We start from the raw sequence: 18034 nt of genomic DNA on the forward strand, positions 1-18034 counted from the left end.
CGGGCGGCTCCCGTGCGGGCCGGGCGTCAGCGGGCCGGGCCGCCGCGCTTGGCCCGCAGGGCGGCACGGCCCTCCGCGCCCTTGCGCTTCCAGTCGCGCCGCAGCTCCGCCCGGACCCGGGCGTCGGTCTTGGCGACGATGTACTGGTTCTCCCGCAGCAGCTTGCGGTAGCTGTCCAGGCGCCGTTCCGGCAGGGTGCCGGCCTCGACGGCGGCGAGGACCGCGCAGCCGGGCTCGGCGCCGTGGGCGCAGTCGTGGAAGCGGCACGAGGAGGCCAGCTCCTCGATCTCGGAGAAGACCTGCCCGACGCCCGCCCCGGCGTCCCACAGGCCCACCCCGCGCAGCCCCGGCGTGTCGATGAGGACGCCGCCGCCCGGCAGGGCGAAGAGGTTGCGGGTGGTGGTCGTGTGGCGGCCCTTGCCGTCGACGTCCCTGATCTCCTGGACGGCCATGGCGTCCGTGCCGAGCAGGGTGTTGGCGAGGGTGGACTTGCCGGTGCCGGAGACGCCGAGCAGGACGCTCGTACCGCCGGCGACGGCCTCGCGGAGCGCGTCGACCCCCTCACCGGTGGCGGCGCTGAGGGCCAGCACCGGCACGCCGGGGGCGGCGGTCTCCACGTCGTGGACGAGGTGGGAGACCCCGGCCGCGTCCGGTACGAGGTCGGCCTTGGTGAGGACGACGAGCGGCTGCGCGCCCGACTCCCAGGCCAGCGCCAGGAACCGCTCGATCCGGCCGAGGTCGAGCTCGGCGGCGAGGGAGACCGCGACGATCGCGTGGTCGACGTTGGCGGCGAGGATCTGCCCCTCGGACCGCTTCGACGACGTGGAGCGCACGAAGGCGGTGCGGCGCGGCAGGTACGCCCGTACGTAGCGGGGCGTGCCGCCGGCCGGGTCGACGGCGGCCCAGTCGCCGGTGCAGACGACCCGCAGGGGGTCGTGGGGCGTCACGAACGCGGTGTCCGCCCGGATGACGCCCTCGGGGGTGATGACGTCGCACTGCCCGCGGTCGACGCGGACGACCCGCCCGGGCAGCAGGCCGCGCTCGGCGTACGGGGTGAACTCCGCCTCCCAGTGGGTGTCCCAGCCGTAGGAGGAGAGCGGGGAGGAGGAGGTGGTGGTGAACGAGGAAGACAAGGGGTGCCCTTCGCGAGGGTGGCCCCGGCGGCGCGCGCCTCGACGGGCGCGGCGGGAAAGGACTCGGGTCAGCCGGAGACCACGGGAGCGGGAATGCTGATCTTCTGAGGCCGGGTCAGCGCCCGGGCGGCGGCAGTCGTCAACGTCCTCACCTCCCTGGTTCGTCGCGTCGGGTCGTCGTCGGCGTTCACGCTAGCCGGGGCGCGTCCGGACGCGCCACCGGTTTTTCCACCGCAGCGCCCGTACGGCAGACGACGTATGACAAGGCCCCCCATTTCGCCGTATCCGGGAGCGGCGCCCGATGGCGATCCGTCGAGGTGTGCGTACGCCGGTCGCAGGATGTGGTCGCCCGCGACGGGCCCGCGCGCCTGGTCCTCGCGCCGGGGCGCGCCCAACGGCGCACCCCAGCCAGCCCACGGAACAACACCTTCCGTTTGCGCGGGATCGGTGCTGGACGCGGAGAACGCTTATGACAACCATTGTCGTTTGATGGCATGCTCGTCCTCCGTCCGTCCCGCCGCCACACTCGGGCCCAGCACGCAGTCCTGCCCAGTTCCACGCCCCGTCCCTTCGAACAGTCCGCTCGAGCAGTCCCTTCGAGACGACCTCACAGAACCTTCGAGAGGACCAGGACCAGACCCGCATGAGTGAACCGCTGTATCTCGCGCCACGCCTGGAGCCGCGGCTCGCGGCGCTGCTGGACTCCCCCGCCTTCCTCCACCCCCTGGTGACCGCCCTGGGCTCGCCCCTCAACATCGTCCTGCCGGACCAGATCGCCGACAACGTCCGCGGCTTCCGCGACGTGTACGCCCGGCACCGGCTCACCGGGCGGATCTTCTTCGCCCACAAGGCGAACCGTTCGAGCGCCCTGGTGCGCCGCCTGGCCGCCACCGGCCCCGAGGCCGCCGTCGGGATCGACGTGGCCTCGCTCGGCGAGCTCCAGCACGCGCTGGGCGGCGGCCTCACCCCGAACCGGATCGTCGCGACCGGCCCCAAGGACCCCGACTACCTGTGGCTCGCGGCCCGTACGCGCACCACCGTCGCCGTCGACTCCCCCGCCGAACTGACCGCCCTCGCCGCGCTGGTGGAGCGGTTCCGGCTGCCGCGCGTGCCCGTCCTGCCGCGGCTCTCGGAGTTCACCGCGCCGGGCACCCGCGTCCTCACCCGGCGCAGCCGCTTCGGCACCCCGGCCGACGACGCCGGCGCGCTGCTCGACCTGGCCGAGAAGCACCAGGGCAGCGTGGAGTTCACCGGGGTCTCGTACCACCTCGACACGATGGGCCTCGCCGAGAAGGCCGTCGCCCTCGAAGGCTGCCTGCGGGTCCTCGACGAGGCCCGCCGGCGCGGGCTGCGGCCCCGGGGCCTCGACATCGGCGGCGGATTCGGCGTCGACTACCTCGCGGACGGCGCCCAGTGGGAGCGGTACACCACCGAGCTGACCCGGGCCCTGCTCGGCCGGCGCGCCCCGCTCACCTGGGAGGGCCACGGCTACGGGCTGCGCGGCGAGAACGGCACCCTGCGCGGCGCCCTCGGCGTCTACCCGGGCCACCGCCCCGTCGCCGGCCCCCGCTACCTCGACGAACTGCTCGCGCAGACCGCCCCGTCGCTGGGCCGCCCGCTGGCCACCCTGCTCCTGGAGAACCTGTACGACCTGCACACCGAACCCGGCCGCGCCCTCACCGACCAGTGCGGCCTCACCCTCGCCCGGGTGCTGGAGGTGCGCGTCACGGCGGCCGGCGAGCGGCTGGTGCGGCTCGCGGCGAACGCCCGCGACATCGGCCTGGAGGACCACGGGCTGCTCCTCGACCCCGTCCTCGTACCGGGCGCGCCGGAGGAACCGGGGCGGGGCGGCCCGCCCGTCGGGGTGTACCTCCTGGGCAACCTCTGCCTGGAGTCGGACCTGATCAGCCGCCGCCTGGTGTTCCTGGAGCGCGAGCCGCGCCCCGGCGACCTGCTGGCCTTCGCCAACACCGCCGGGTACTTCATGGACTTCACCGCCGACCACGCCCTGCACCAGCCGATCGCCCGGAAGGTCGCCGTGTACCGGAGCGGCGAGGACGGCCCCTGGAGCTGGTGCCTCGACGAACAGTACTGGCCACACCTCACCGCGGGGGACGACGAATGAGGTACGAGCACATCACCGACGCCATCGGCGACACCCCCCTCGTCCGCATCGACCCCGAGGTCCACGGACTGCGCCACATCGACCTGTACGCGAAGCTGGAGATGCTCAACCCGTTCGGCTCGGTGAAGGACCGGGCCGCCTGGCACATGGCGCGGCCCCACCTGGAGGAGGCCCGGCGGCAGGGCCGTACCGTCGTCGAGCTGTCCAGCGGCAACACCGCCAAGGCCCTCGCCGTCATCGCCGGCATGCACGGGCTGCCGTTCCGCAGCGTCACCAACCGGATGAAGGTCCCCGAGATCAAGGACCTGCTGCTGCTCCTCGGCGCCGAGATCGAGGAGCTGCCCGGCCAGGCCGAGTGCCTCGACCCGACCGCGACCGAGGACCCGCTCACCCGCATCCACCGGATGCTCACCGAGGACGACGGCCGCTACCTCCACACCGACCAGTACTACAACCCGGCCAACGCGGAGGCCCACGCCTCCGGCACCGGCCCGGAGATCGTCAAGGACCTGGGCGGGACGGCCCCCGACTGGTTCGTCGCCTGCGTCGGCACCGCCGGGTCGTCCACCGGCGCCGCCCGCGCCCTGCGCGCCCACGACCCGGCGACGCGCGTGGTCGGGCTCGTCGCGCAGAAGGGCGACTTCGTGCCGGGCATCCGCAACATCGACGAGGTCCACGAGGTCGGCCTGTTCGACCCGGAGACGTACGACGCGCTGGAGGCCGTCTCCGCCGACGAGGCCATCGACGGCATGCTGACGCTGGTCCGCCGCTGCGGCATCCTCGGCGGGCCGACCGGCGGGGCCGCGTACTTCGGGGCCGTACGCCACCTGCGCGAGCGGGACGCCGAACTCGCCGAGGCCGGCGGCGGGCGGCGCGCGACGGCCGTCTTCATCGTCTGCGACCGCGTCGAGAGCTACATGAGCTACGTGCGGCAGCGCCGCCCCGAGCTGCTGCGCCGCCCGCCGCGCCCCAACTCCCCCGCCACGCTCACCCCCCAGGAGCTGGCGGCCGTGCACGTCATCGGGGTCGAGGAGGCCCGGGCGTGGATCGCGACCGAGCGGCCCGTCGTCGTCGACCTGCGCGGCTCGTTCGCGTTCGCGGCGCTGCACATCGAGGGCTCCGTCAACATCGTCGACGAGCTGTTCGAGGAGCTGCTGCACGGCGGGCTGCCGTTCGGCCGGTCGCAACCGGTGCTGCTGGTCTGCCCGGTCGGCGAGCAGTCGGTGACGTACGCGGCGCTGCTCACCCGCATGGGGCACCGCAACGTGCGCAGCCTGGCCGGCGGGGTGATCGCCTGGCGGGACGCGGGCGCGCCGATGGTGCGGGACTGAGGGGGCCGCCGATGCGTACTTCTCCGACCGGCACCGCCCCGGCCGCCGGGCTGCGCGAGTGGCAGCGGCCGCTGCGGGAGCAGTTCCCGATCGTCACCGGGCACCCCGGCCTCGCCTACCTGGACAGCGCGGCCACGGCGCAGAAGCCGAAGGCCGTCCTCGACGCCGCGCAGGCGTACCTGACCGGTTGCAACGCCAACGCCGGGCGCGGCACGTACACGTGGGCCAACCGGACGACGGCGCTGATCGAAGAGGCCCGGGAGCGCGTCAAGGCGTTCCTGGGCGACCCGGACCCGGACCGGTCGACGGTGTGGTTCACCAGCGGGACCACGGAGGGGCTGCGGACCGTCGCCCGCGACTGGCTGGTGCGGGAGCTGGCGGACGGCGACGAGATCGCGGTGCCGTTCGCCGACCACGAGGCCAACCACCTGCCGTGGCTGGAGGCCCGGGACCTGCTCGCCGAGCGGGGCGTGCGGATCACCGTGCACCCCGTGCCGTACCAGCAGGACTCGGGCGACTACGACCTGGAGGCGCTGGCCGCGCTGGCCGCGGCGGCCGGGGAGCGCCTGCGGTTCGTGGCGGTGACGCACGTCCACCACGTGTACGGCGCCGACATGAACGTCCACCGGGTGCGCGAGGTGGTCGGGCCGGACGTGCCGCTCTGCCTGGACGCGGCGCAGAGCGTGGGCCACCTGCCGGTGGACCTGGGGGCCCTGGACGTCGACTTCGTGGTGTTCTCCGGGCACAAGGCGATGGCCCTGCCGGGCACGGGCGTCGTGTGGGCGCGCGGGCGGCGGGGCGGCCCGTTCCGGCCGGGCGGCTGGCAGGGCACGCCCAACACGGCCGGGATAGTCAGCCTGCGGGCCGCGCTGGACTGGCTGGACGCGGCGGGCCTGGCCCGGATCGAGGAGTGGACGGTCGGGCTCGGCGCGCGCCTCACGGACGGGCTGAGCCGCCTGGAGGCGTACGAGGTGCTGGGCTGCGGGCTCAGCCTGGCGGCCGACTCGACGGTGCAGCGCCGCCAGGGCCTGGTGACGTTCCGGCACCGCGCGATAGGCGCCAACGACCTGGGGTTCATCCTCGCCGCGCACGGGCTGCTGGTGCGGGCCGACGGGCTGTGCCAGGCCCGGGCGGGCGAGAGCGAGTCCTCGGTGCGGGTGAGCCTGCACGTCTACAACACGCCCGAGGAGGTCGACCGACTCCTCGGGGTGCTGTCCGACCTGGCCGACGACCGGCCCGGCGGGCGGCGGTAGCAAGGAAAAGAGCAAGGGAGCACAAGGGGACGATGTCTCGAGGATTGATGTCGCGCCGGCTGACGGCCGAGCGGGCGGGCGAGTGGATCCGCCGGTGGGACCTCCAGCAGCAGCGGTACGCCTGCGACCGGGAGGCCCGCTTCACGGTGATCGCCGATGTCGTGGAGACGGCGGTGGCGGGGGTGTCCCGCCCGCTCGTCGCCGACCTCGGGTGCGGCCCCGGCTCGCTGGCGGCCCGGCTGGCCGGGCGGCTGCCGCACGCCGAACTGGTCGGCGTGGACACCGATCCGCTGCTCCTGGCGCTGGGCCGGGCGCACCACGGCACGCACGTGCGGTTCGCGGACGTGACGATCGGCGCGCCCGGCTGGCTGGCCCGGCTGGACCTGGGCCGGCCGATGGACGCGGTGGTGTCGGCGACGGCGTTGCACTACCTGCCGGAGCCGGCGCTGCTGTCGGTGTACGAGCAGGTGCGGGAGTCGCTGCGGCCGGGCGGGGTGCTCGTCAACGGCGACCACCTGTTCCAGGAGCACCCGGCGGTGGCGGCGCTGGCCGAGGTGGTGGGCCGCCGCCACGCCGAGCGGCACGGGGCGGACGCCCACGAGGACTGGCGGGGCTGGTGGGAGGCGGCGGAGTCGGCGCCCGAGCTGGCCGGGCCGCTGGCCGAGCGGGCCCGGCGCGGGCCGGGGGCGGGCGGCGACAACGGGCTGACGCTCCAGCGCCACGTGGAGCTGCTCCGCAAGGCGGGCTTCGACGCGGCCGGCCCGGTGTGGCAGTACGGGCCGAGCTGCGTGCTGGTGGCGGTGCGGGGCGGGTGAGGGCGTACCGCCGCGCACCGGCGCGGCCCCGGAGGCGGCGCCGTCTCCGGGGCCGCGCCGCGGTCAGCCGGCCGCCGGGACCTCGGTGCTCTCGGTGAGTTCCCCGTGCCCGGGCGGCGTGCCCCCGCGGCGGCGCCGCCCGGTGTGGACGACCAGGTCGCGCACCCCGTCGACGGCGGGCTGCGTCCAGCGGGCGGCGAACGGGCCGAGCATGACGAGGATCAGCACGTACGCGGTGGTGAGCGGGCCGATCCCCGGCTCCGCGCCGGCCGCCAGCCCGGCGATGACGACGGAGAACTCGCCGCGGGCGATCAGCGCCCCGCCCGCCCGGAGCCGCCCGCGCCGGCCGACGCGGGCGCGGCCGGCCGCGTACCAGCCGGTGGCGATCTTGGTGAGGGCGGTGACGGCGGCGAGGAGCAGCGCGGGCAGCAGGACGGGCGGGATGGACGCGGGGACGGTGGACAGGCCGAAGAAGAGGAAGAACACCGCGGCGAACAGGTCGCGCAGCGGGGCGAGGATCCTGCGGGCGCCCTCCGCGACCTCCCCGGACAGGGCGATGCCGACGAGGAACGCGCCGACGGCGGCGGAGACCTGGAGCCGCTGGGCGACCCCGGCGACGAGGACCGTCATGCCGAGGACGACGAGGAGCAGCATCTCGGGGTTGTCGGAGGAGACGGCACGGCTGATGTGGCGGCCGTGGCGCAGCGCCAGGTAGAGGACGACGGAGACGGTGCCGAGGGAGATCAGCAGGGTGACGCTGCCGCCGGCGAGGCCGACGCCCGCGATCAGGACGGTGAGGACGGGCAGGTAGACGGCCATCGACAGGTCCTCCATGACGAGGACGCCCAGGATGACGGGGGTCTCGCGGTTGCCCAGCCGTCCGAGGTCGGTGAGGACCTTGGCGATGACGCCGGACGACGAGACCCAGGTGACCCCGGCGAGGGCGACGGCGGCCAGGGGCCCCCAGCCGAGGAGGAGGGCGGCGGCGGCGCCGGGCAGGGCGTTGAGGACGAAGTCGACGGCCCCGGCGGGGTACTGGGTGCGCAGGCTGCTGACGAGTTCGCCGGCGCTGTACTCCAGGCCGAGGAGGAGCAGCAGCAGGATCACACCGATCTCGGCGCCGACCGCGACGAAGTCCCCGCTGGCGTCGAGCGGGACGACGCCGCCCTCGCCGAGGGCGAGTCCGGCGAGGAGGTAGAGCGGGATCGGGGAGAGCCCGACGCGTTCCGCGAACCGGCCGACGAGCCCGAGGGCGAGGATGACCGCCCCCAGTTCGATGAGGAGCGCGGTGGTGTCGTGCACGGTCACTCCCCGCCGATGATCGCGGTGAGCGCGTCGACGCCCTCGCGGGTGCCGACCACGACGAGGGTGTCGCCGATGGCGAGGCGGAAGTCGGGGCCGGGGGCGGGGTGGGCGCTGGTGCGCCGCAGGACGGCGACGACGGACGCGCCGGTGCGGGAGCGGGCCCCGGTGTCGCCGAGCAGCCGCCCCCCGTACGGGGAGCGGCGGGTGACGGGGATGTGCCCGGTGACGAGGTCCAGGCCGTCGGTGCGGATGCCGTCGGCCGGGGCGGGGTCGATGAGCCGGGCGAGGGCGGTGGCGTCCTGGGGGGTGAGGGGGACCGTCGCCTCGCAGGTGTCGGGGTCGTCGGGGCGGTAGAAGCCGAGGAAGCGGCGGCCGTCGTGGTGGACGACGACGGAGAGGTGCCGCCCGTCCTCGGTGGTGAAGTCGTACTGCGTGCCGACACCGGGCAGGGGGGTGCGCCGCGTACCCATGACCGCACCTCCGGGACGGCGGATGACGGGTGGAGCGAGGAGCCTCACCCTATCAACCCACGCCCTTTATGACCCCGTATGCCAGGATCAGTCCCCTCCGGGGCGGTGGGCGGGCGCCGAACCTCCGTGTCCGATCCGTACAAGACCGGGGCGAGCGGCGGCCCGTACGGTGCGGGCATGACCGTGACACCCCGTTTCGACGCGATCGGCCTCGTCGTCTCCGACATGGCCGCCTCCCTCGCCTTCTACCGCCGCCTCGGCCTGGACGTCCCGCCGGAGGCCGACTCCGCGCCGCACGCGGAGGCGACGCTGCCCGGCGGGCTGCGGATCATGTGGGACACCGAGGAGGCGGTCCGCGCCTTCGACCCCGGCCTGGCCGCCGGCGGCGGCGACCGGACGGCGCTCGCCTTCCGCTGCGACGGCCCGGCCGGGGTCGACGCGCTGTACGGGGAGCTGGTGGCGGCCGGGTACCGGGGGCACCTGGCCCCGTGGGACGCCCCGTGGGGACAGCGCTACGCGGTGGTCCTCGACCCGGACGGGCGGGGCGTGGACCTGTTCGCCGACGTCGCGTAGGCCGCCGGGGTCCGGCCCGTCAGGGCGCGCACGTCGCGGGTCAGGTGCGCCTGGTCGGTGTAGCCCGCGGCGGCCGCGACCGCCGCGCACGGGGTTCCGGCACGGATCAGGGCGAGGGCCCGCTGGAGGCGGAGGACGCGGGCGAGGGTCTTCGGCCCGTACCCGAAGGCGTCCAGGGAGCGCCGGTGCAACTGCCGCGCGCCGATCCCCACCGCGTCGGCCGTGGCGGCGACGCTCCAGCCCGCGTCCAGCCGGGCCGCGACGGCGCGGAGCAGCGGATCGGGGCGGGGAGCGGCGGCGGCCACGCTCAGGGCCGCCTCCTCCAGGGCGGTGGCCGGGTCCCCGGGGGCGGCGGCCACGCGGGCGGCGAGCCGGCGGGCGCGGGCGGCGGGCCACAGGTCGGCCAGGTCGACGCGCCGGTCGCGCAGTGCGTGCGCCGGTACGCCGAGCAGGGCGGGCGCGTCGCCGGGCGCGAAGCGGACGCCGGCCCAGGCGGCGCCCGCGCCGTCGGGGGCGTACGCGCGGGTGTCGGGGCCCGCGACGAGGAGCCGTCCCTCGGTCCACAGCAGGTCCATGCAGCCGTCCGGAAGGACCGGGTGGACCTCCCCGCCGGGGCGGGCCGCCCCGCCCGGGCGGGCTCCGGTCAGGGTCCACACGACCGCGCCGTCCAACCGGGAGGGCCGCTCCCGGTAGCGGGGGGTCAGTCCGGCTCCCCGTCGCGGCCCCGCGGGACCGGCCCGCCCTGGGCGGGCCCCTCCTTCGACTGCCGGTCCTTCTCGGCCCTCTCCCGCTGGAGGCGGGCCCTCACGTCGTCCGGGGGGAGGAAGCGGGACCAGCGCTCCGGGAACTCCGACGGCATGTCCGGGTCGCCGTCGCCGGACTGGGCGCGGGCCAGCAGGGCGGCGACCTCCGCGGCGCGGGCCCGTTCGGTCTCGGCGCGGGCGGCGGCCGTGGCGACGGACGGCCAGACCCGGTCGACGGCCGCGTTGACGGCGGCGCCGACGAGGACCGCGAAGGCGGAGATGCCGATCCACAGCAGCACGGCGATGGGCGCCGCGAGGGAGCCGTAGATGGTAGGGCCCTCGACCGTGCTCGTCAGGTAGATGCGCAGCAGGAAGCTGCCCAGCACCCACATGGCGAGCGCCACCAGCGCGCCCGGCACGTCCTCGATCCACGGCGACCTGACCGGTACGGACACGTGGTACAGGGTCGTGAGGAACACGATGGACAGCAGGATCACGACCGGCCAGTACAGGACGGACACCACCTCCGTGCCGAACGGCACCACCGCCACGACCCGGTCCGGGCCGACGACGGCCAGCGGCAGGACGACCGCGCCGATCACCAGGGCGATCAGGTAGAGGAGGAAGGCGAGCAGCCGGGTCGCGACGATGCCGCGGTGCCCGTCGAGGCCGTACATGACGGTGATCGTGTCGATGAAGACGTTCACCGCGCGCGAGCCCGACCAGAGCGCTATGGCGAAGCCGATCGAGATGACGTCGGGCCTGCCGCCCCGGGTGACGTCCTCCAGCAGGGGCCTGGCGATCTCGTTGACGCCCCGGTCGGACAGGACCGTGCCGACCGCGGCGAGGCTGTTCTTCTCGATGGACGCGACGGTGGTGGTGTTCGTCCAGTCGTCGATGTAGCCGAGCAGGCCGAGCAGGCCGAGCATCAGCGGCGGCAGGGACAGGAGCGTGAAGAACGCGGCCTCGGCGGCGAGGCCGAGGATCCGGTACTCGATGCACGAGTTGACGGTGTCCTTCAGGAGGAGCCAGGCCATCTTCCGCTTCGACACGTTGCGGTAGAGGGCGCGGGCCCGGTGGAGCCGGCCCGGGGACGCGTCGGGGGCCGCGCCCTGTCCTGCGGGGCCCGGGGACCCGGCCGGCTCGGGTGTTTCCTTTGCTGCCTGCACCTCCTTACCGTATCCGCATGGCAGCCACCACCCACACCGTGACCAACCAACCCCCGCCCCTGGTCGGGTACGACGTCTTCACCGCGGACCGGGCCCTGGTCGAGGCGGTGGAGCGACACCTTCCGACCGGACTGCGCGAGGAGGCCCGCGAGGAGCTGTCGTCGCTGGGCACCACCGCCGGATCGGCGCAGGCGCAGTCCTGGGGTGCCCTCGCCAACGAGTTCCCGCCCCGGCTCCGCACCCACGACCGGTACGGCAACCGCGTCGACGAGGTCGAGTTCCACCCGGCGTGGCACCGCCTCCTCGGCCACGCCGTCACGTCCGGGCTGACCTCCGCCTGGGGCCGGCCCGGCGGGCACGTGCGGCGCGCGGCCGGGTTCCTGGTGTGGTCGCAGACCGAGGCGGGGCACGGCTGCCCGCTGTCGATGACGCACGCGGCGGTGCCCGCGCTGCGCACGGACCCCGAGCTCGCGGCCGTGTGGGAGCCGAAGCTGACCTCGAAGGTGTACGAGGGCGAGGAGTTGCTGCCGCCGACCGCGAAGGCGGGCGTGCTGTTCGGGATGGGCATGACGGAGAAGCAGGGCGGCAGCGACGTCCGCGCCAACACGACGGCGGCGAAGCCGCTGGACGCGGCGGGCGAGTACGTCCTGACGGGCCACAAGTGGTTCTGCTCGGCGCCCATGTCGGACGGCTTCCTGGTGCTGGCGCAGGCCCCCGGTGGGCTCACCTGCTTCCTGGTGCCGCGGGTCCTGGAGGACGGCACGCGCAACGTGTTCCGGATCCAGCGGCTGAAGGACAAGCTCGGCAACCGGTCGAACGCGTCCGCCGAGGTCGAGTTCGACGGGACGTGGGCGCGCCGGGTCGGCGAGGAGGGGCGGGGGGTGCGGACCATCATCGAGATGGTCGCCGCGACCCGTCTCGACTGCGTGCTCGGCTCGGCCGCGCTGATGCGCCAGGCGGTCGCGCAGGCGGTGCACCACACGGCGTACCGCAGCGCGTTCGGCGGGCCGCTGATCGACAAGCCGCTGATGCGCAACGTCCTGGCCGACCTGGCGCTGGAGTCGGAGGCGGCGACGGTCCTCGGGATGCGGCTGGCGGCGGCGTACGACGCGGTGGAGTCGGGCGCCCCCGCGGCCGGCGGCGGGTCCGCGGAGTCGGAGCGGGCGCTGCTGCGGCTGGCGGTGCCGACCGCGAAGTACTGGGTGACCAAGCGCTGCACGCCGACGGTGGCGGAGGCCCTGGAGTGCCTGGGCGGCAACGGGTACGTGGAGGAGTCGGGCATGCCGCGGCTGCTGCGCGAGTCGCCGCTCAACTCCATCTGGGAGGGCTCCGGGAACGTCCAGGCGCTGGACGTGCTGCGGGCGCTCCAGCGGGAACCGGGCGCGCTCGACGCGTTCCTGCGGGAGGTCGGGCAGGCGCGCGGCGCGGACCACCGGCTGGACGCGGCGGTCAAGGGCCTGCTGACGGAGCTGGCGGACCTGGACGGGATCGAGGCGCGGGCGCGGCGGTTGGTGGAGCGGATGGCGTTGGTGCTGCAGGGCTCGCTGCTGGTGCGGTGGGCGCCGCCGGAGGTCGCGGACGCGTTCTGCGCGTCCCGGCTGGGCGGCGACCGGGGGGCGGCGTTCGGGACGCTGCCGCACACCCTGGACCTCCGCGCCGTCGTGGAGCGGGCCCGGCCCTAGGCGGTGCCGCCGCGCGGTGCCGGGCGCCGCGGGTGGGGTCCGCCGCCCCGGACCGGCCGGCGCCGGGGACGCGTCCACCAGTCGCCTCGGCCGGGGCGGGGCGGGGCGGCTGGGGCCCGAACGGGATCGTGCGGAGGCCCGGGGCCGGGCCGGGCTGGGCTGCGGGGCGGGGCGGGGCGGGGCGGGGCGGGGCGGGGCGGGGCGGGGCGGGGCGAACGGTTCAACCGTTGACCTGGTCGGCGCCTTTCGTTGTCCCGCCCTTCGGCATGGGATGGGATCGCCTCACGGGCGGAGGCGGAGGAGCCTCCGGCGACGAAGGGGGATCCATGAATACTCAGCGACTTCGCGTGAAGCGGGCTCTGGCCGGCGTGGTGGCGGCCGCCGCCCTGAGCGGCCTGCCGGTGGTGACTTCGACCGCCCACGCCGACCCCAGCTGCTCCGTCAGCGCGTCGGGCTCCGTCGCGAACAACAACGCGCTGACGGTGACCGTCAAGAGCAACCCGTGCGGCCGCCAGGTGCGCGCATGGGTCGAGTGCGTCACGGCCACGGGATACACCAGCCAGAAGACCAGCGGCTCCACGACGGGCACCGGGACGCTGAGGGTGGACTGCGGGACGGCGTACGTGAACCGCTCGGGCCACGAGGTCTACGTCTCCGGCCAGGGGTGGACCCGGTACGTCTACTGACGGCCGGCCGCCAGCGCCGCCGCGGCACGCCGGAGGTGGTCGACGCAGACCGGGAGACCGGCGTCGAGGACCGCCGGGTCCGCGGTGACGCCCAGCGCTCCGACGGCGATCCCGAACCGGAGGACGGGCGCGGCGATCATCCGCGTCCCCCGCACCGGCCCCGGGGAAGCGGCCCATCCCCGCGTGCGGACGCGGTGGCGCTCCTCGGGGCACGGGTGGGGAAGCGCCAGGTGCGCGAGGACGGCCCGGCCCGCGGCATCGGCGTGGAGCGGCCTGGGCCGGCCGACCGCGGACCGCAGGGACACGCCGCGGGGGGCCTCCGCGTAGCCCGTGCACATCTGCATCGGCACGTCGGCCAGGACGGCCGTGTGCAGGCTCACCGTGTGTCCCAGCCGGTCGGCGAGGGCGCGCAGCACGTGGTGGGCGGCGGCGGAGGGCTGCGGCGGGGCGCCGTCCGCGTCGAGCTGTGCGGCGAGCGCGTAGTGGCCGTGCCTGGGCTGCCGGATGACCCCGGCCCGCAGGCCGGAGGTGATGACCCGCTGGACCGTGGAGCGGCTGAGGGCACTCCGGTGGACGATGCTCCTCAGCGGGTGGGGGCCGCGGCCCATCTCCCGCATGGCTCCCAGGACCCGGAAGGCCCGGTCGGAGACCCGCTCGGGCTCCTTGTCGTGGCGCAGTGCGGTCACCGCCGCCTCCTCCTCGTCACCGCCGCCTCCCCCTCGTCACCGCCGGGCGCCCCGGGGTGTGCCGGGGCTTTTGCGCCCCGAGTGCGCGCCCCCTCCAGGGCGCCCGTGTCCGCGGGCACCGGCCCGCACGGCCGGGCCCGCGCCGCCCGCGCGGCGGGCGAACGCGTCTCCGCCGCCGCGGGGAAGGGCCGCCCTCCCCCGCCGCGCGGGGCCCGTCAGACCGGCGCCGGCCGGCTCAGGGCCTCCCGTACCGCCGCCCGCGCCAGGACGGCCGTGGGGTCGACGACCGGCAGGCCGGCGCTCCGCTCGCCGAGGAGCAGCGGCAGTTCGGTGCAACCCGCCACGAGCAGGTCCGCGCCCCGGACCGCCAGTTCCCCGGTCGCGCGCTCGATCAGGCAGACCCCGGCCGCGCCGAGGTCGCCCGCCTTGACGCGGCGGATGGCGCCCGTCACGGCTTCGCCCTGGGTGAGCTCGCCCGGCACCACGACCCGCAGGCCCGCTGCCTCCAGGGCCCGTTGGTAGAGGCCGGCGCGCACCGTGCCGGTGGTGGCCAGGAGCCCGACCGACACCACCTCCGGGTGGTGGGAGCGGATCTCGGCGACCGTCTCCGCGATCATGTCGAGCATCGGGACGCGCACGCTGGTCCGCACCCCGTCGAGGAAGGCGTGCGCGGTGTTGCACGGGGTCGCGATGAGCCGCGCCCCCATCGCCTCGAGCCGGTGCGCGCCGCGTACCAGCCAGGGCGTCGGGTCGGGCCCGTGCCCGCTCAGCGCCGCCGAGCGGTCCGGGACCGTCGGGTCGGCCCACACGACGACCGGCACGTGCTCCTGGTCGGTACCGGCCGGGGTCGCGTCGATCACCTTCCGGTAGAAGTCGACGGTGGCCAACGGGCCCATTCCGCCCAGAATTCCGATGGACATCTCACGTCCCCCATTGATCGAGTGCGAGCTTGCCGACCAGCACGGTCACGACGACGAGCAACACGGCGCGCACGAAGCCGCTGCCGCGCTTGAGCGCCATGCGCGCGCCCACCGAGGCGCCCGCGAGGTTGAACACCGCCAGGAGCGGCGCGAGGGCCCACAGAACGGTCCCCTGGTACGCGAACATCGCGAGCGCGCCCAGGTTGGTCCCGACGTTGACGACCTTCGCGGTCGCCGACGCCGTGACCATGTCCATGGACAGGACCGCGACCAGGCCGATCACCAGGAAGGTCCCGGTGCCGGGCCCGAGCAGGCCGTCGTAGAAGCCGATGCCCGCGCCGACGACCACGACGGCGGCGAGGACCCGCTGCCGGGTCACGGCGCCCCCGGGCTTCTGCCCGAACTGCGGCCTCAGGACGACGAAGGCGGCGACGGCGAGCAGCAGCACCATGATCACGGGGCGCAGCACCTCGCTCTTCACGCCGGCCGCGAAGAACGCCCCGGCCACCGCCGCCAGGGCCGCGACGGAGCCGAGCCGGACCGCGAGCCGCACGTCGACGGGGGCCCTGCGGGCGTACGTCACCGCCGCCGCCGACGTGCCGACGACACCGACGGCCTTGTTGGTGCCGAGGGCGTACGCGGGGGGCAGGTGCGGGAAGGCGATCAGCAGGGCGGGCACCTGGAGGAGCCCGCCACCGCCGACCACGGCGTCGACCCAGCCCGCCAGCGCGGCGGCGACGCAGAGCAGCACCGCCGTGGTGAGGGTCAGGTCATGCACGGGCGTAGCTGTCCTTGCTGAGCACCCGGCCGCCGGCCCGCACCAGGACGTCGGGGCGCAGCTCGCCGGGGTACGGGTAGAACCGGCGCAGCCAGCGGTCCTCGCCGTCGTAGCGCGGCGTGAAGTCGCTGCGGCCGTGCACCACGATCCGGTTGTCCACCAGGAGCAGGTCGCCCCGGTCGGCCCGCACCGCCCGGTGCACCGTGTGCATGGCCCGGTTGAGGCGCTCCAGGGCCTCCTGTGCCGGGGCGTCCGTGCCGAAGGTGTTGTGCATGTTGAACCGGACCCTCGTACCGGGGGCGTCGGCCGGGCCGTCCGTGAGGACCGGGTGCGGATCGGTCACCGGCCGCTCGTCCTCGGCGAGGCCCCGCGTGAAGGAGAGCGGGAAGCGGCTCCGGTAGCGGTCGGTGCGCAGCAGCTCGCGGTCGGCGGCGGAGAGCAGCGGTTCGGCCTCCCGGACCGAGGCGACCATGGTGGCCGCCCGCCGGTCGTGGTCGGGGCGCAGGCACAGCAGGCCCAAGTGCGAGGGGCGCACCGGGTGGTGGACGTTCTCGGTGTGGAAGTCGAAGAGCGTGGAGCCGGAGTTCAGGGGCTTCGCCGCGTCGGTGGGGACCGGGTACACGTCGTGCACGAGCGCCCCGGACTTCTCGTCCTCGTAGCCGATCAGCCCGCCCAGCGGGTGGGCGAGCAGGGCGACGAGCAGGCTGGAGGAGTGCGTCTCGCCGAGGACGTTGGAGCCGTACACCGCCGGGGTCGCCGGGACGTCCCCGACGGGCAGCCCGCGCACCACGAGCAGGCCGTGGTCCGGCGGGGTGTCGCGGAAGGACTCGACGCCCTCGCGCAGCCGGGTCGGCAGGCGTGCGGCGAGCGCGGCGAAGGCCGCGGTCTGCAGGGTCTGTTCCAGGGGGCCCGGCAGCTTCGCCGTGTCGTGGAGCAGCTCCTCCAGGCGGGCGGTTTCAGCCGGGTCGAGGGTGAGCGCGTCAAGGTCCGCGCGGGGTTCCGCATACGTCGTCATGCCGACGATCCTGTGGCTCCGGCAAGCGCTGCGACCAGGGGTTTCGCCCGTCCGGAAGGGTCCATGACCCACACCGGTCACACCCCGGTCCTGTCCGGTAGGGGACGCGGCCTGAAGCGGACGCCCCCCGGCGCGCCACGGCCCCGTGCGGTACGGCAGCATGTGCGGCGCGGCAACGTCTTCGGGGGAGGTGTCGTGATGTCCGTTGTTCCTCTGTTCTCGTTCATCTGGGGCTGAATCGGTGCGATTGGTGCGGTCGGTACGGTCGGTGTCCTTCTCCGCCGTCAACGCGGGCGTGGTGGCGATGGCGGTCTCCTACGCGGGGCCGCTCGCCCTCGTCCTGGCCGCCGCCGAGGCCGCCGGCCTGAGCGCGGCGCAGACCTCGTCGTGGGTGTGGGCGATCTCCGTCGGCGCGGGCCTGACCTGCGTGGGGCTGAGCTGGTGGAGCCGCACCCCGGTGATCACGGCGTTCTCCACGCCGGGCGCGGCCATCCTGGTCACGGCCCTCGCGCAGCACGACTACGCCGAGGCCGTCGGCGCCTTCCTGTGCGCCGGCGTCGCGGCCACGGTGCTGACCGTCACGGGGGTGTTCACCCGGGTCCTGGCCCGGGTTCCGGAGGGGGTGGTCTCGGCGATGCTCGCCGGGATCCTCTTCTCGTTCGGCACCGCGATCTTCACCTCACTGCGCGCGGCCCCGCTGCTCGCGGGCGCCATGGTCGTCGGCTACCTGCTCGCCAAGGGCCTGTGGCCGACGTACGCGGTGATGTGCGCGCTCGCCGTCGGGCTCGTCGTCGCCGGGGCGAGCGGCGGCCTCCACCTGGACGTCGCGGGCCCCGGCCTGGCCGTGCCGCACCTCACGGCACCGGACTTCTCGGTGGGCGCGCTCGTCGGCATCGGCGTGCCGCTGCTCGTCGCCACGCTCGCCGGGCAGTACGCGCCGGGGATGGCCGTGCTGCGCGCGGACGGCTACCGGCCGGACGAGCGCGTCGTGTGCGGGACGACCGGGGTCGTGTCGACGCTGCTCGCGCCCTTCGGCTCGCACGCGATCAATCCGGCGGCCATCACCGCCGCGATCTGCACCGGCCCCGAGGCGCACCGCGATCCGGCCAGGCGGTGGGTGGCCGGGGTGAGTTGCGGCGTCGGCTACCTGGTCGTGGGCTGCTTCGGCTCGACGCTCGTGGCCCTGTTCACCGGGTTGCCGGAGGCGCTCGTGGCCACCCTGGCGGGGGTGGCGCTGCTCGGGGCGCTCTCCGGCAGCCTGGCCCGTACGGTCGCCGACGAACGCCACCGCGAGGCGTCCGTCGTCACCTTCCTGGCGACCGCCTCCGGGGTGACGGTCGCCGGCATCGG

Annotated in this window: 16 protein-coding genes and 1 pseudogene; 8 read left to right on the forward strand and 9 right to left on the reverse strand. The window is 75.2% G+C overall.

From position 1 onward, the window contains the following. Positions 1 to 26: 26 nt before the first annotated feature. The gene (gene rsgA / locus RND61_RS08810; RefSeq protein WP_315877261.1) at positions 27 to 1133 is read right to left on the reverse strand and encodes a ribosome small subunit-dependent GTPase A; all 1107 of its coding nucleotides are present in this window, start codon (positions 1131 to 1133) and stop codon (positions 27 to 29) included. Between the two features lie 643 nt (positions 1134 to 1776). Here rsgA and RND61_RS08815 point away from each other — a divergent pair. Genes RND61_RS08815 through RND61_RS08830 form a run of 4 tightly spaced genes read left to right on the forward strand, consistent with a single transcriptional unit; the run spans position 1777 to position 6657 of the window. After that, entirely contained in the window at positions 1777 to 3258 is a 1482-nt protein-coding gene (locus RND61_RS08815; protein ID WP_315877262.1) for an alanine racemase, read from the forward strand. Continuing rightward, entirely contained in the window at positions 3255 to 4589 is a 1335-nt protein-coding gene (locus RND61_RS08820) for a pyridoxal-phosphate dependent enzyme (RefSeq protein ID WP_315877263.1), read from the forward strand. The genes RND61_RS08815 and RND61_RS08820 overlap by 4 nt, the downstream gene beginning before the upstream one ends. Positions 4590 to 4600: 11 nt before the next feature. After that, positions 4601 to 5842 (forward strand): aminotransferase class V-fold PLP-dependent enzyme, encoded by a 1242-nt coding sequence (locus RND61_RS08825; protein WP_315877264.1) that lies wholly within the window; start codon positions 4601 to 4603, stop codon positions 5840 to 5842. Positions 5843 to 5874: 32 nt separating this feature from the next. Beyond that, positions 5875 to 6657 (forward strand): class I SAM-dependent methyltransferase, encoded by a 783-nt coding sequence (locus RND61_RS08830; RefSeq protein WP_315877265.1) that lies wholly within the window; start codon positions 5875 to 5877, stop codon positions 6655 to 6657. Positions 6658 to 6720: 63 nt separating this feature from the next. Here RND61_RS08830 and RND61_RS08835 read toward each other — a convergent pair whose 3' ends face one another. Both RND61_RS08835 and RND61_RS08840 read right to left on the reverse strand, forming a co-directional pair. Continuing rightward, positions 6721 to 7959 (reverse strand): cation:proton antiporter, encoded by a 1239-nt coding sequence (locus RND61_RS08835; protein ID WP_315877266.1) that lies wholly within the window; start codon positions 7957 to 7959, stop codon positions 6721 to 6723. 2 nt (positions 7960 to 7961) lie between these two features. Then, on the reverse strand, positions 7962 to 8432 hold the full coding sequence (locus tag RND61_RS08840) for a cation:proton antiporter regulatory subunit (protein WP_315877267.1): 471 nt from the start codon (positions 8430 to 8432) through the stop codon (positions 7962 to 7964). Between the two features lie 177 nt (positions 8433 to 8609). On the opposite strand from RND61_RS08840, the gene RND61_RS08845 reads away from it, so the two are divergent. Continuing rightward, positions 8610 to 9005, forward strand: a complete 396-nt coding sequence (locus tag RND61_RS08845; RefSeq protein WP_315877268.1) for a VOC family protein — start codon at positions 8610 to 8612, stop codon at positions 9003 to 9005. Here the strand turns inward: RND61_RS08845 and RND61_RS08850 are convergent. Next, positions 8945 to 9709, reverse strand: a complete 765-nt coding sequence (locus RND61_RS08850; protein WP_315877409.1) for a helix-turn-helix domain-containing protein — start codon at positions 9707 to 9709, stop codon at positions 8945 to 8947. The genes RND61_RS08845 and RND61_RS08850 overlap by 61 nt on opposite strands. Beyond that, positions 9706 to 10917, reverse strand: a complete 1212-nt coding sequence (locus tag RND61_RS08855) for a YihY/virulence factor BrkB family protein (protein WP_391653117.1) — start codon at positions 10915 to 10917, stop codon at positions 9706 to 9708. The genes RND61_RS08850 and RND61_RS08855 overlap by 4 nt, the downstream gene beginning before the upstream one ends. Before the next feature lie 17 nt (positions 10918 to 10934). On the opposite strand from RND61_RS08855, the gene RND61_RS08860 reads away from it, so the two are divergent. Then, positions 10935 to 12599 (forward strand): acyl-CoA dehydrogenase family protein, encoded by a 1665-nt coding sequence (locus RND61_RS08860; protein ID WP_315877270.1) that lies wholly within the window; start codon positions 10935 to 10937, stop codon positions 12597 to 12599. Between the two features lie 326 nt (positions 12600 to 12925). After that, entirely contained in the window at positions 12926 to 13285 is a 360-nt protein-coding gene (locus RND61_RS08865; RefSeq protein WP_315877271.1) for a hypothetical protein, read from the forward strand. Here RND61_RS08865 and RND61_RS08870 read toward each other — a convergent pair. From RND61_RS08870 to RND61_RS08885, 4 genes are all read right to left on the reverse strand, one after another. Continuing rightward, positions 13279 to 13971 (reverse strand): helix-turn-helix domain-containing protein, encoded by a 693-nt coding sequence (locus RND61_RS08870; RefSeq protein ID WP_315877272.1) that lies wholly within the window; start codon positions 13969 to 13971, stop codon positions 13279 to 13281. The genes RND61_RS08865 and RND61_RS08870 overlap by 7 nt on opposite strands. A gap of 215 nt (positions 13972 to 14186) precedes the next feature. After that, positions 14187 to 14891, reverse strand: coding sequence for an aspartate/glutamate racemase family protein (locus tag RND61_RS08875; RefSeq protein WP_315877273.1), 705 nt, complete (start codon positions 14889 to 14891; stop codon positions 14187 to 14189). A gap of 1 nt (position 14892) precedes the next feature. Continuing rightward, on the reverse strand, positions 14893 to 15669 hold the full coding sequence (locus RND61_RS08880) for a sulfite exporter TauE/SafE family protein (RefSeq protein WP_315877274.1): 777 nt from the start codon (positions 15667 to 15669) through the stop codon (positions 14893 to 14895). Next, on the reverse strand, positions 15662 to 16684 hold the full coding sequence (locus tag RND61_RS08885; RefSeq protein ID WP_315877275.1) for a TauD/TfdA family dioxygenase: 1023 nt from the start codon (positions 16682 to 16684) through the stop codon (positions 15662 to 15664). The genes RND61_RS08880 and RND61_RS08885 overlap by 8 nt, the downstream gene beginning before the upstream one ends. 304 nt (positions 16685 to 16988) lie before the next feature. On the opposite strand from RND61_RS08885, the pseudogene RND61_RS08890 reads away from it, so the two are divergent. Next, a pseudogene (locus tag RND61_RS08890) lies at positions 16989 to 18023 on the forward strand (benzoate/H(+) symporter BenE family transporter); the annotation flags it as partial. Positions 18024 to 18034 lie beyond the last annotated feature (11 nt).

The sequence above is a fragment of the Streptomyces tamarix genome, from assembly GCF_032423885.1.
Lineage (GTDB): Bacteria > Actinomycetota > Actinomycetes > Streptomycetales > Streptomycetaceae > Streptomyces > Streptomyces tamarix.

Bases quoted from the DNA above. Each gene is read 5' to 3' on its own strand.
- RND61_RS08830 (WP_315877265.1), top strand. From the start codon at position 5,875: ATGTCTCGAGGATTGATGTCGCGCCGGCTGACGGCCGAGCGGGCGGGC.
- RND61_RS08840 (WP_315877267.1), bottom strand. From the start codon at position 8,432: ATGGGTACGCGGCGCACCCCCCTGCCCGGTGTCGGCACGCAGTACGAC.
- RND61_RS08815 (WP_315877262.1), top strand. From the start codon at position 1,777: ATGAGTGAACCGCTGTATCTCGCGCCACGCCTGGAGCCGCGGCTCGCG.
- RND61_RS08825 (WP_315877264.1), top strand. From the start codon at position 4,601: ATGCGTACTTCTCCGACCGGCACCGCCCCGGCCGCCGGGCTGCGCGAG.
- RND61_RS08860 (WP_315877270.1), top strand. From the start codon at position 10,935: ATGGCAGCCACCACCCACACCGTGACCAACCAACCCCCGCCCCTGGTC.
- RND61_RS08885 (WP_315877275.1), bottom strand. From the start codon at position 16,684: ATGACGACGTATGCGGAACCCCGCGCGGACCTTGACGCGCTCACCCTC.
- RND61_RS08865 (WP_315877271.1), top strand. From the start codon at position 12,926: ATGAATACTCAGCGACTTCGCGTGAAGCGGGCTCTGGCCGGCGTGGTG.
- RND61_RS08845 (WP_315877268.1), top strand. From the start codon at position 8,610: ATGACCGTGACACCCCGTTTCGACGCGATCGGCCTCGTCGTCTCCGAC.
- RND61_RS08820 (WP_315877263.1), top strand. From the start codon at position 3,255: ATGAGGTACGAGCACATCACCGACGCCATCGGCGACACCCCCCTCGTC.
- RND61_RS08875 (WP_315877273.1), bottom strand. From the start codon at position 14,891: ATGTCCATCGGAATTCTGGGCGGAATGGGCCCGTTGGCCACCGTCGAC.